The sequence below is a fragment of the Stenotrophomonas sp. YJH_SMC_138 genome (genome assembly GCF_059369855.1).
In genome coordinates this window covers 649631-662324 of the sequence record NZ_JCAFTB010000001.1, presented here as the reverse complement: position 1 = coordinate 662324, position 12694 = coordinate 649631, and the positions used below count along the sequence as shown (strand labels likewise).

At 67.1% G+C, this 12694-nt stretch carries 10 protein-coding genes; 6 read left to right on the top strand and 4 right to left on the bottom strand.

What is annotated here, in order from left to right; translation table 11 throughout:
* Positions 1–20: 20 nt before the first annotated feature.
* Positions 21–455, bottom strand: coding sequence for a hypothetical protein (locus AC5P7I_RS02865; RefSeq protein ID WP_262088144.1), 435 nt, complete (start codon positions 453–455; stop codon positions 21–23).
* Positions 456–827: 372 nt separating this feature from the next.
* Between AC5P7I_RS02865 and AC5P7I_RS02860 the strand changes: the two genes are divergently transcribed.
* The 3 genes from AC5P7I_RS02860 to AC5P7I_RS02850 are packed head-to-tail and all read left to right on the top strand — an operon-like array spanning position 828 to position 2684.
* Positions 828–1868, top strand: a complete 1041-nt coding sequence (locus tag AC5P7I_RS02860) for a S41 family peptidase (RefSeq protein ID WP_425604956.1) — start codon at positions 828–830, stop codon at positions 1866–1868.
* Entirely contained in the window at positions 1865–2200 is a 336-nt protein-coding gene (locus AC5P7I_RS02855; RefSeq protein ID WP_262088143.1) for a hypothetical protein, read from the top strand. The genes AC5P7I_RS02860 and AC5P7I_RS02855 overlap by 4 nt, the downstream gene beginning before the upstream one ends.
* A 49-nt stretch (positions 2201–2249) precedes the next feature.
* Entirely contained in the window at positions 2250–2684 is a 435-nt protein-coding gene (locus AC5P7I_RS02850) for an SseB family protein (protein WP_005419309.1), read from the top strand.
* Between the two features lie 79 nt (positions 2685–2763).
* Here the strand turns inward: AC5P7I_RS02850 and AC5P7I_RS02845 are convergent, their stop codons facing one another.
* Complete coding sequence (locus tag AC5P7I_RS02845) at positions 2764–3984, bottom strand: multifunctional CCA addition/repair protein (protein ID WP_032957329.1); 1221 nt, start codon at positions 3982–3984, stop codon at positions 2764–2766.
* A 206-nt stretch (positions 3985–4190) separates the two neighbouring features.
* Positions 4191–6176 (bottom strand): transglycosylase SLT domain-containing protein, encoded by a 1986-nt coding sequence (locus AC5P7I_RS02840; RefSeq protein ID WP_262088142.1) that lies wholly within the window; start codon positions 6174–6176, stop codon positions 4191–4193.
* Positions 6177–6327: 151 nt separating this feature from the next.
* On the opposite strand from AC5P7I_RS02840, the gene AC5P7I_RS02835 reads away from it, so the two are divergent.
* The 3 genes from AC5P7I_RS02835 (at position 6328) to AC5P7I_RS02825 (ending at position 10347) form a co-directional block, all read left to right on the top strand.
* Complete coding sequence (locus tag AC5P7I_RS02835) at positions 6328–6735, top strand: ExbD/TolR family protein (protein ID WP_014648410.1); 408 nt, start codon at positions 6328–6330, stop codon at positions 6733–6735.
* Between the two features lie 104 nt (positions 6736–6839).
* The gene (locus AC5P7I_RS02830; protein WP_262088141.1) at positions 6840–7214 is read left to right on the top strand and encodes a biopolymer transporter ExbD; all 375 of its coding nucleotides are present in this window, start codon (positions 6840–6842) and stop codon (positions 7212–7214) included.
* Positions 7215–7485: 271 nt separating this feature from the next.
* The gene (locus AC5P7I_RS02825) at positions 7486–10347 is read left to right on the top strand and encodes a TonB-dependent receptor plug domain-containing protein (protein ID WP_014648408.1); all 2862 of its coding nucleotides are present in this window, start codon (positions 7486–7488) and stop codon (positions 10345–10347) included.
* Between the two features lie 133 nt (positions 10348–10480).
* Here the strand turns inward: AC5P7I_RS02825 and fhuE are convergent, their stop codons facing one another.
* Positions 10481–12640, bottom strand: coding sequence for a ferric-rhodotorulic acid/ferric-coprogen receptor FhuE (fhuE, locus tag AC5P7I_RS02820; RefSeq protein ID WP_169412203.1), 2160 nt, complete (start codon positions 12638–12640; stop codon positions 10481–10483).
* Between the last annotated feature and the right edge of the window lie 54 nt (positions 12641–12694).

Sequence of the window (12694 nt, the reverse complement as noted above, 5' to 3'; positions counted from 1 at the left end):
AGCTGAGCATAGGCTCGGCTCTACAGCAGCGGTGCGCACGCATCCGGTTCCACCAGCGCCCCGGCATGATCGGCCAGCACCACCACCGCATGCAGCAGGCCTTCCTCCACCTGCGGCGGACACTGCGCCTGCGCATCATCCATCTCGCGTGCCGACTGCGCCGCCAACAAGATGCCCCCACACGCAGACACCGCCGCCAGGCAGCGCGTCGCCTCGGCCAGGTGCCGGCCGCGCGCCTCGCTGAGTTGCCGTTCGCGCCACGCCTGGCCGTCGGCCGCGTGGCTGTGAGCGATGCCGCGCAACCGGGCGAAGAACGCCGCCGGCGGCGCCTGTTCGTTGGCTTCGGCGAGTGCGTCTTCCAACGCTTCGGCGACGGCAGTGGACAGCTGCAGGCCGGGAAGTGCAGCGCCGAGCAGGGCCTGCAGGCGTGGGTAGGTGGGGTGGGGCGTGTTCATGGCGGCAACCTCACGAGGCGAGGCCACCTGCGAAGCGCAAGGTGGCGGGCGGTGCGGGTTGGCGTGCCGGTCAAAATCAAAGCGAAAAAGCCGACGGATCACGAGGATCCCCACGCACCGCCCACCATGGGCAAGCCGGTGCATTGTCGCGATTGCCGCTGATGCGGCAAATCGATCGCTTCGATGTTTGATTCGGGACGCCAATCCCGGCCAGCGCAACGTACGTTGGCACAGCCAACTTCGCGCTTTCACTCGAACAACGACATGAGCAAAGTTGTAAATCATGCCCTGCATGGGAGTGCCAAAGCCGACACGCAACGGCGGCGGCAAGCGCGTATGCTGCGGTACTTGCTCACGACGAAGGAACGTCGAATGTCTATTGATCTCCGCGTGATGGCCACTGCACTGGGCGCCCTGTTCTGCACCACCGCACAGGCCGTGGCACCAGACGCCATCGACCTGCCGACAGCACAGGCACAGGTCCAGTTGCTGGACATGCTGGAGAAGGAATCGCTGTACCGCGACCGGGTGGACTGGCGGGCCATCCGCACGCGCCTGAAGGCGGCGCAGAACGACCCGGCTGAGGTCCGCGCAGTGCTCCGGCAGGCCATCGGTCGCAGTTCCGGCGGGCACGGCGCTTGGATCAGCGCAAAGCAGCTGCAGGCGAAGGCAGAACGCTTGGAGCGCGCCAATGGCGCAGCGACAGCGGCTCCGAAAGCAACGACGGCCCTGGCCGGAGCACCGGACCCGCGCATCGGCTGGGTGGAGATCGAGGGCTACGGTGTCATGCAGGGCCCGACGGCGCACCAGCAGATGAAGGAGCGTGCCAAGCGCTGGCAGGCGATCATCGATGACCAGGACAACGGCAGCCGCTGCGGCTGGATTGTCGATCTGCGCGACAACACCGGTGGCAACATGTGGCCGATGCTGCTGGGCGTGGCACCGCTGTTGCGGGTCACGCCCAGCGCCGACGAGAACGTGGGTTCCTTCGCTGCCGCAGATGGTCCGTCGCTCTGGCAGCTGACCTCATCCAGTGTGCGTCTTGGCGATCGCGTGCGGATCGATCTTGGTGGGCCCGGCTATCTGCTCAAACATCCGGGCGCGCCGGTCGCCGTGCTGACCGGCCCGCGCACTGCCAGCTCCGGAGAGGCCACCGTACTTTCCTTCCGCGGCCGGCCGCAGACGCGCAGTTTCGGCCAGCCCACCTCGGGGCTGTCCACCGCTAACGTGATGCGGCCGCTGGCTGATGGCAGCGCGCTGCTGCTGACCACCAGCGTGATGCGGGACCGCAATGATCGTGGCGATGGCCTGAAGATCGAACCCGACCAGCGCGTCGAGGGTGACGCGGCCACTGTGGCCGCCGCCCAGGCCTGGCTGCTGGCCCAGCCCGCCTGCCAGGTCAACCGGACATGATCCTGATCGGCCAACAGGAACGGGTGCTGATCGTCGGCCCCACCGAAGCGCACCACTGCCTGCGCTGCCAGACGGAAACCGAGTTCGCCCCGCAGCTGCGCTACAAGATGGCGCGCATCGACCTGCTGTTCGGCTTCACCTACCAGCGCCGCTACGAGCTGGCCTGCACCCGGTGCGGGCACGGCTGGGTGCTGGATACCGAGACCATGGACCAGCAGCTTGGCGGGGTGCCGATCCCGTGGCGGCACCGCTTCGGCCTGCCGTTGATGCTGGTAGGGGTCGCCGCGCTGGCGGTGGCCGGTTGGATGTGGCGGCACGGATACATCGGTTGAGGACCGGGCCTGTTAAAGTCTGCCCTGCAACCACGTACCGGAACCGACCATGGACCACGACACCCCGTTCGAACCCCTCAACGATCTCGAGGTGCGCCTGCTGCAGGCCCAGGACGGCACGCTGACCGCAGCGCAGTTCCTCGACGGCCTGCTGACCTCGACGGCGTTCGTGCTGCTGGACAAGGCCATTGGTGAGGATGGCGCCTGGGACGAGAGCATCTCGCCGCTGGTGCTGACCAGCGAGAGCGGCGAGCCGATGTTCGCGGTGTTCACCGCGCCCGAGCGCGCTGGCTTGTGGCACGAGCAGCTGCCGCAGTTTGCCCATGCCATGCCGATCGCGGTGCACGCGCTGCTGGCCGGTATCGGCGACGGCGTCGGCCTGGTGCTGAACCCGGGCCTGGACGTGGGCATGGAGATGATTCCCGATGCCGTGGCCCAGCTGAAGCAGCGTGCGGCGGCGATTACCCGTGGGATGGCGCACTGAAGCCAGTGATATAGGGGTGCCGGCCAGCGGCCGGCACTACCCATGGGAGTCGGTGCGCGGCCGCCACGGCGGTTGCGGATCAGCGGGCGGCGGCGATGGCTTTCACCCGCGCCTTGGCCAGCGCTTCGCCGATGGCCGGGCCCTTCAGATGCGTGGTATCCAGATCCCGCGCCTGCACTGACAGCGCCGCTTGGTGCAGGCGCTTGAGCGTTTCGCCCTGGGGGTAGTCGGCGTCCTCGAAGCCGAGCCGGCCGCGCTTGTCGGCCTCGCAGCACAGTGCGATGCGGGCCACGCGTTCCGGCCGGCGCAGCGCATCACAGCGGCCCAGCAGTTCCAGCACGGTGGCATCGCGCAGTTCGTCGATGCGGTGCACGTTCAAGTGCTCGCGACACACCGCTTCGGCCAGCTGCTGGTGTTCGGCGGGAATCTTCAACCGCGCACACAGTGCCTTCAAGGGCTTGATGCCGCGCTGCTCGTGCATGATGTGGCGCGGCCACTCCTCCGGCGGGGTCAGGCCCTTGCCCAGGTCATGGGTAAGCGCGGCAAAGCCGACCAGGTCATCGCCCGGCGCCAGCCTGGCAGCCATGTCGCTGACCATTTCCTGGTGGATGCCGGTATCGACCTCGGGGTGGAACTCAGCACGTTGCGGCACGCCATACAGCGCTTCCAGCTCGGGCAGGATCGGGCCCAGTGCCTGCGCATCGTGCAGCGTGCGCAGGAAGGCGGAGGGCCGTTCACTGACCAGCGCCTTGCGCAGCTCCTGCCAGACGCGCTCGGGCACCAGCGCGTCCAGCTCGCCGCTGGCGGCGACCTCGCGCATCAGCGCCATGGTCTCTTCGGCGACGGTGAAGCCCAGCGGTGCGAAGCGCGCCATGAACCGGGCCGCGCGCAGCACGCGCAATGGATCTTCCACGAACGCGGGGCCGACATGGCGCAGCACGCGTTGCTCGATATCGCGCACACCGCCGTAGGGATCGACCAGCGTGCCGGTGTCTTCGTCGCAGGCAATCGCGTTGATGGTGAAGTCGCGGCGCTGCAGGTCTTCTTCCAGCGTCACTGCCGGGTCGGCATCGACCACGAAGCCGCGGTAGCCACGGCCGGATTTGCGCTCGGTGCGCGCCAGCGCGTATTCCTCAGCGGTCTTCGGGTGCAGGAACACCGGGAAATCGCGGCCGACGGCGGTGAAGCCCTGCGCTTCCATCTGCGCGGGCGTGGCGCCGACCACCACCCAGTCATGGTCGCCGGCAGGTCGCTGCAGCAGGCGGTCACGCACGGCGCCGCCGACAAGATAGATCTTCATGGCTGGAATCATCGCATGCCCGGCGCAGATGCACCGGTAGTGCCGGCCGCTGGCCGGCAACCGCAGTCACCCCGAAGCTGCCGGCCAGCGGCCTGCACTACCGATACAGCGTCCAGCCCGATCCAGGCCAGCAGGCTCATCGTTTCCCTCCCCAGCGAGTGGATGCCGGGGAATGCCGGCCAGCGACCGGCAGTACTGTGTTGCGATCAATCGCCGCCCTGGTCGGCGTTGGCGGCGCAGCTGAAGCGCTTGCGCTTGTCCACCAGGCGGCCCATCAGGCGATCGCTCAGCGGCAGCGCATCACCATTGAGGCGCCAGTCGTAGATCACGCTGAAGGCCAGCACGCGGGCCACGTACTCGCGGGTTTCCTTGTAGCTGATGGTCTCGATCCACAGGTCCGGATCAAAGCCCGGGCGCTGGCTCTGCCAGCGTGCGGTCGGGGTCGGGCCGGCGTTGTACGCGGCGATGGTCACGTAGGGCAGGCCGTCGTACTTGTTCATCAGCTGGCGCAGGTAGGCGGTGCCGATGGCGATGTTGGTGTCCGGGTCGTACAGGCTGTCGGCGCCGCCGTAGCCGGTCAGGCCGATCGACTTGGCCACGCCGGCACCGGTGGCTGGCAGCACCTGCATCAGGCCCATGGCGTTGGCAGGCGAGCGCGCACGCGGGGTGAAGGTGCTCTCGGCGCGGATCTCCGCCGCCACCCAGGCCGGGTCGATTGCGTTGCGTGCCGATTCGCGGCGGATGGTGGCGTCGTGGTGCAGCGGGAAGCGCAGGTCGTACAGGCGCTGCTCCTGCGGCTGCTTGCCGAGCGCGAACACGGCGCGGTCGAACCAGCCGTTGTCCTGCGCCACGCGCACGGCGAGGCGACGCTGGGTGTCATCGAAGCGCGACAGTGCACTGTTCCATTCGGCCACGGCCCAGCCAGCGCGATCGATCTGGTACAACGCCATTGCGCGCTGGATGGCCGGGTCGCGCGCGATCACCGCCTGAGCCTGCGCGCTGTCGTTGGGCTGCCACGGGCACAGCGTGTAGCCCTGCTGCAGCTTGTCGGCGGCGAGGAAGCCGTGGAAGGTCGATGCACGCGCGGCCTCGCGGAACAGCGGCTGCGCCTGCTGGGCCTGGCCGGTCTTCTCCAGCATGCGGCCTTCGAAGTAGCGCCAGCGCGGGTCGCTGCGCTGCTTGCTGCCCATCTTGCGGATGGCGGTCAGCGCCGCGGTCCAGTCGCCGCGGGACATCGCTTCGCGCACGCGCCACTCGTGCAGGCGTTCGTCATAGGCCGACTCCGGCACCGCGTTGAGGCGGCGTGCCGAATCGGGCAGGTAGGACGCCACCGTCCACAGCGCGATCTGGTACAGCACCTGGCCCTGCTGGACGGCACTCAGCCCCAGTGCCTGCGCGTACTGCGGCAGCTGCTGTTCGGTGGCGGCCGGGTCGGCCTTGGCCAGCTTGGCCAGGCCATCGGTGGCGATGCGCCGGCTGCGCTCGTTGCGGGGCCAGTTCAGGGCGCTGGCGTTGGGCTTGTCGACGAAGGCGGCGTAAGTGTTGGCCAGTGCCAGGTCAGTGGCAGGCAGGCCGCGGGCCGCGCTGCGCATCACGGCGGGCTGCTGCGCGTCGGCGGCAGCATCGATCCGTTCCCAGCGCAGGGCGTCGCTCAGGCCGCCTTGTGCCTGCAGCACGGTGAACACCGCATCGCAGCTGTCCGGCAGCGGCTTGCCGTTCTTGCGCCACAGCTCCTGTGCTTCGCTGATCCACTGCGGATCGACCTTGCCGGTCACCTGGCGCGCGGTCAGCTGCGCACAGCGCAGGCCGGCGTTGTCGGTGGGCGCCCAGTTGGCCAGCAGGGTCGGCCAGTCCTGGCGGCGGGCGAGCGAGGGCAGCCACACGCTGCGGAACGTGCTGGCCACGGCCTGGCCCTCATAGCGCTTGAGGAAGGCCTGTGCCTGCGCGGTATCGACGGTGTCGATGTTGCGGCGCAGGTTGGCGTACTCCAGCCAGCCATACGCCGGATGGCGGCTGAGCGCAGCGGCCTGGCCAGGATCGAACTGGCCGCGTTCGGCGGCCGCGATCGCGGCTTTCAACTGCGCGTTCTGGGCATCGAGGGACTGGGCATTGGCGCAGCCGATCAGCAGCGTGGTGGCCAAGGGCAGCAGGGACAGGGCGGTCGAAGAGCGTCGGGTCATGGCATGCAGCATAGCGGGCAGTGGCTGAATTCAGTTTCGCATTGCGTGCACGCAATGCGTGGGCAACGATAGCTGAATGACTCCGCACAGGCCCCTGCCGCAGGCGGGCGCAGGCGTCGTAACGTCGGCCTTGGGCGAACGGCCCGGCTGCATGGAGCGGCACATGGCGTTCAGTAGCGCAGGAAGAAGCGGCCCGCTGGCGGACATCAATGTCACGCCACTGGTGGATGTGATGCTGGTGCTGTTGATCATCTTCATCGTAACCGCGCCGATCGTGGCCCGGCCGATTCCCGTGCAGTTGCCACAGGCCACCGATCGCACGATCGATCGCCCCGAACCGCCGCCGCCGATCGAGCTGCGACTGGATGCGTCGAACCAGCTGAGCTGGGATGGCCAGCCGATGGCGATCGGCGATCTGCAGGGGCGCCTGCAGGCGCAGGCCGGCGAGCATGCCGGCAACCTGCCGGAGCTGCGCATCGCCACCGATCCGGCGGCCGAGTACGAAGGCATGGCGCGGATATTGGCTGCGGCCGAAGCCACTGGCATGGAGCGCATTGCCTTCGTGCGGTGAATTTCGTGCGGTGAGTCCGGCAACGGGCGGCCTGCCATCGGCAGGCCGCTCTTCCTGCGAGGGAACGTGGCATGCGATACGGGACACAGCACGCGGCCTCACTGATGGCCGCCCCCAATCTGGCACCGCTGGTGGATGTGTTGCTGGTGTTGCTGGCGCTGGTGATCACCGCGCTGCCGATGGCGCAGGCGACCGGCCTCCTGGCGCTCCATCAGCGCACCTCGTGCCCACCCTGGCCGGCGTCCTCACCCCAGCCGACCCACCTGCGCATCGACGCGGCGGGGGCGATGTTCTGGAATGGCCAGCCGCTCGACGCTGTCGCGTTGCAGCGGCACCTGGTGCAGGCGCAGCAGATGCCGCAGCAGCATCGCCCCTGGGTGCATCTGGCGACCGCCGACGACACCGACTACGAAGACATGGCACGCGTGCTGCTGGCCGTGAGCCAGCATGGGCTGCGCGTCGACGCGCCCGGTCACTAGCGCCTGCACCGACAAGTCCCCTTGATGAGTTGTGGCGGATCTCGGCGCGCGCTGACGCAGCCGGCATCAAAGTGGAGGGCGGTGAACAGTACCGTCCGGTTCTAAACGGTCCTCATCTGACGTAAATGGCTGTCAATTGCGTCAATTCCGCGTGAAAGAGTGTCGATCATCACGCCGTGATTTTTACCGCTTGTTTACAAAGGAGACGCTGCCGCCATGCAGGGGGGAGCGCGGCAGTCCATGTCCCGACATTCCTTTGGAGAGAGAGCGAATGAAGCACCTGCACCACCGCCCGTTGGCGGTTGCCGTCACGCTGTGCGTGATGGCCTTGGCACCCCTGGGTGCCGCTGCACAATCCACCACCAACCTCGACGCGGTGGAAGTCACCGGTACCCGCATCAAGCGCGCTGAAGTAGAGGGCCAGGTCCCGATCCAGACCCTGACCCGTGGCGACATCGAACGCACCGGCCTGACCTCGATCGGCGAAGTGCTGCAGCAGCTCACCGGTTCCGGCTCTGCGCTCAACGCCAAGTTCAACTCGTCCGGCAACTTCGGTTTCCCGCCCGATGGCAGTGGCGTGGGTGCCGGCTCGGCGCAGGTCGATCTGCGCCACCTGGGTGCCAAGCGCGTGCTGGTGCTGGTCGACGGCATCCGCTGGGTCAATGAATCGTCGGCGTCCGGTGTGGGCTCGGCCACCGACCTCAACACCATTCCGCTGGCGATCGTCGAGCGCATCGAGGTGCTGGAGGACGGTGCTTCGTCGCTGTACGGCTCCGATGCCATCGCCGGCGTGGTCAACATCATCACCCGCCGCGATTTCGATGGTGGGCAGGTGACGCTGAACTACGGCGAGTACAGCAAGGGCGACGGCACGCAGAAGGGCGTGGACCTGGCCTGGGGCAAGAGTGGCGATCGCTTCAGCCTGTTCCTGGGCGCCAGCTGGACCAAGCAGGACCCGGTATTCGCCAAGGATCGCGAGCAGTCGCGCTTCCCCATTCCCGGTACCGGCCTGGCGTTCGGCAGCGGTGGTATTCCGCAGGGCCGTTTCATGTTCACCGACCCGAACACCGGTGCGGTGCAGAACATCGTGCCCAATACCGGCGTGAGCAATCCGCGGTACGACGGCAGTGCCGGCTGCAGCCGCACGGATGACTATCACTGCTTCACCACCGCCGACCGCTTCAACTTCGCCGAATACAACATGGTGCTGACGCCGTCGGAGCGCAAAGGCCTGTTCGGCCAGTTCCGCTTTGACATCACCGACAACGTGCAGTGGTACATCAAGGCGCTGGGCAACCGCCGCGAGTCGACCAACCAGGCCGGCCCCGAGCCGCTGTTCTTCGGCCCCGATGGCGCCACCGGCAATCCGTTGGCCGACAACATCGTGGTCTCGCGCCTGAACCCGTACAACCCGTTCGGCTTCGATCTCGTCTCCGGCGACAACATGAGCCTGATCGGTCGTCGCCCGGTGGAGGGCGGTGCGCGCGTGTTCAAGCAGAAAGTGGACACCACCTACTTCGCCACCGGCCTGGTCGGTGACTTCCATGCCGCCGACCGCAGCTGGTACTGGGACGTCAACGGCATGTACAGCAAGAACAAGGCCGAGCAGACCAACTACGGCAGCTATGACATCTACAAGGTGAACATGGCGCTGGGCGATCCCGCGGTGTGCGCGGCCACGCCTGGCTGCGTGCCGTTGAACATCTTCGGTGGCGCCGGTTCGATCACCCCGGACATGCTGAAGTGGATCCAGCCGGTGGTGCGCGACCGCAGCCAGAACGAACTGAGCCTGTTCACCGCCAACCTGTCCAGCGAGCTGTTCTCGCTGCCGGCCGGTCCGGTGTCCTTCGCCACCGGCTTCGAGTACCGCAAGTACAAGGGCGCCTACCAGCCCGATCCGCTGACGGTGATCGGCCACTACAACGGCGTGCCGTCGCAACCGACCTCCGGTTCCTACGACGTCAACGAGGCCTACCTGGAGTTGAGCGTGCCGATCTTCGCCGACTCCTCGTTCGGCAAGAAGCTGGACCTGAGCCTGGCCGGCCGCTATTCGGACTACTCCACCTTCGGCGGCGAGTTCACGCCCAAGTACGGCCTGCGCTGGCAGGTGACCGATGACTTCGTGCTGCGCACCACGTACGCCGAGGGCTTCCGCGCACCGTCCATCGGTGAGCTGTACGGCTCTGCCGCACGTGCCGACCTGCAGCTGTTCGATCCGTGCTCGGTGGGCCTGGGCGGCACGCCGCCGCGTGGCAGCGCGGCCAACTGTGCTGCACTGGGCGTCCCGGCCGGCTTCCAGCAGGCCAACTCGCAGATCTCGGTGACCACCGGCGGCAACCGCGAGCTGGACCCGGAACGCTCGCGCAGCTTCAGCGCGGGCTTCGTGTGGAGCCCGTGGTTCGGCAACAACGCCTCGTGGTCGGAGCGCTTCGATGTGGAAGTCACTTTCTACCGCCATGCCATCGATGGTGCGATCCAGGCCATCAACGCGCAGACCCAGCTGGACCTGTGCGTGGATACACTGGACCCGATCTACTGCAACGGCATCACCCGTGCCAGCACCGGTGCGGTCAGCAGCTTCAACAACCGCCTGACCAACCTGGGTTCGATCAAGACCGACGGTTGGGACGTGGATCTGTTCTGGACGCTGCCGCAGACCTCCATCGGCCAGTTCAAGCTGGCATGGAAGAACACCTTCGTCGGCCGTTACGAGGCCACTGGCGCGGCCGGGCAGAAGCAGCCGCAGAAGCCGGGCGTGGAAGTGGCCGACAGCTCGATCCCGGAGTGGACCAGCAATGCCAGCCTCGGCTGGACGATGGATCGCTGGAGCGCCAACTGGACGGTGCGCCACATCTCCGAGCTGACCGAGAACTGCGGCGATGCGGCGGCCTTCCCGGTGTGCAGCAACCAGGCTGCGGGCACCAACACGCTGTCGGCCACCACCTTCCACGACATGCAGGTGGGCTACAAGATCGACTGGATGAAGGGGTTGCAGCTGACCGCCGGCCTGAACAACGTGTTCGACAAGGATCCGCCGATCTGCCTGTCGTGCTCGTTGAACGGGTATGACGCCTCGACCTACGACATTCCGCGTGGTCGTTACTGGTACCTGCGCGCGGACCTGCGGTTCTGATGTGACGTTGGCAGCGCCGGTCAGTTCCGGCGCTGCCTTGCGGGTGTAGAGCCGAGCCCGCGCTCGGCTGATTCTCTGAGCCGAGCATGGGGCTCGGCTCTACAGGTGCGGGGCGTGCGAACCCCGCGTCTGATCAGAACGCCCAGGTGAACGTCAGCGAGCCATTGCGGCCATCGCCGTAGGCACCGTAGCCGTTGATCTGCGACAGGTACTTCTTGTCCAGCAGGTTGTTGAGGTTGGCCTGCACGCTGAACTCCGGCGAGATGCGGTAACGCACGAAGGCGCTGACCAGCGCGTAGCCGCTCTGTTCGATGCGGCCGTAGGCCGGCACCGGGTAGTAGATGCGGTTCTGCCAGTTGGCGCCGCCGCCGACGGTCAGTGCCTGCAGCGACTGTGGGGTGTAGCTGGTGAACAGTTTCAGCGCGGTCTGTGGCAGGTTGGTGTTGATGTCGGCGCCGTTGATGTCCTTGGCCACATAGCGCGACGCACCGAAGGTCGCATTCCAGCCCGGTGCGAGTTCGCCGTTCACCTCGAACTCGAAGCCGCGGCTGACGGTGCCGCGTGCAGCGCGATAGGCGAACTCGTTCTGGCTGCCCTGCACGGGTTCACCGGTGGCCTGGCCGACGTTGTCCTGTTCGATGCGGAACACGGCCAGCGAGGCGTTCAGGCGGTTGTCGAACCACGCGCCCTTGACGCCCACTTCGTAGCTCTTGCCATCGACCGGATCGAGGTAGCTGCCATTGCGGTCCTTCAGCGTCTGCGGCTGGAAAATCTCGGTGTAGCTGGCATAGGTCGAGTACGTCCCGTTGATGTCGAAGACCAGGCCAGCGTACGGCGTGGTCACCTTGTGCGCGCGGTCGGCGCCTTCGCCCTCGCTCTTCCAGCCGGTGTAGCGTGCGCCGATGATCAGCTTCAGCGGATCGGCCAGCGACAGGCGCGCGGCCGCGTAACCGGCCTTCTGCGTGATGGTGCCCTCGCTGGCCAGGGCCAGCGGGTTCCAGTTCGGCTCACCGATCTTGCCCGTCCAGTTCAGATAGCTGGCGAACGGATCCCAGGTCTGGCCCGGGCCACCGACCTGGTAGTCGCCGTAGTTGGCGTACTCGCGCCTGTTGTAGCTGAGGCCGGCCATCAGCTGGTGCTCGCGGCCGAACAGCTGGAACGGGCCATCCACGTAGCCGTCGACGCCAGTGACCTTGCGCTCGGTGTTGTACAGGCCTGCGGACGGCGAGATGCCCGCGCCAGTGGTCCGGTCGAAGTTCGAGGCGCCCGTGGTCCAGTCGTTGTAGGCGGGGTAGAACAGCTTGTCGTCGGCCCTGGTCTCATCGTGCGTGGCACCCACCTTGAACTTCCAGCCGTTGCTGAAGGCGTGTTGCAGGGTGGCGAAGGCCCGCTTGCTGGTGGTGTCCCAATAGGTCCACTCCGGGCTGGCGTTGAACGATTCGTCGTAGCCGGTGCGCGAGCCATCCGAATACAGCATCGGGAAGCCGCCCCAGGTCGCACCATTGGCGCGCTTCTGCTGGTAGTCGTAGCCCACGCTCAGCTGGGTGTCCGGGGTCAGGTCGGCATCAATGACGGCGTAGCCCAGCGTCTTGCGCTGGTTGTAGCGGTCCATCTGGCCGTCGGTATCCAGGTAGCTGCCGATCACGCGACCGCGCACGCTGCCGCTGGCGTTGAGCGCGCTGCCCACATCCACCGTGGTGCGTGTGCGGCCCCAGCTGCCGACGTTCACCGACACGCTGCCGGTCAGCTCGGCGCTGTCGGCATGCTTGCGGATCAGGTTCACCGACGCCGACGGATTGCCGGCGCCGCTGAGCAGGCCGGTGGCGCCGCGCACCACTTCCACGCGGTCGTACAGCGCCAGATCCAGGCCGGAGTCACCGTAGCTCCAGTTCTGCACCATCTGCGTCGGCAGGCCGTCGAACTGGTAGGCATCGATGTAGAACCCACGCGCGTAGAACTCGGTGCGCTCGCTGTCGGACTGGGTGCTGGTCACGCCGGTGGTGTTGGCCAGCACGTCGATGATGTCGTCGAGCTTCTGATCTTCGATGCGCTGGTGGCTGATGATGCTGACCGACTGCGGGATCTCGCGCGGTGCCAGGTCGAAGCGGGTACCGGCCGAGGTGCGGCGCACCGAATAGCCTTCGGCGCGTTCGCCCTTGACCACGACCTTGTCCAGCGTGGTCGGGTCGGCGGCGGTGTCGGCGAAGGCGGCCGGGGCCAGGGCGCAGAGTGCAACGAGTACGGCAACGGACAGCCGCTGCGGCTGCGGGATACGGAAGGTGGAACAGGTCATGGGGGTCCTGGACGAGCACGCGCGCTCGGCCGGCATCCAGAAGGCGAGGCGCTA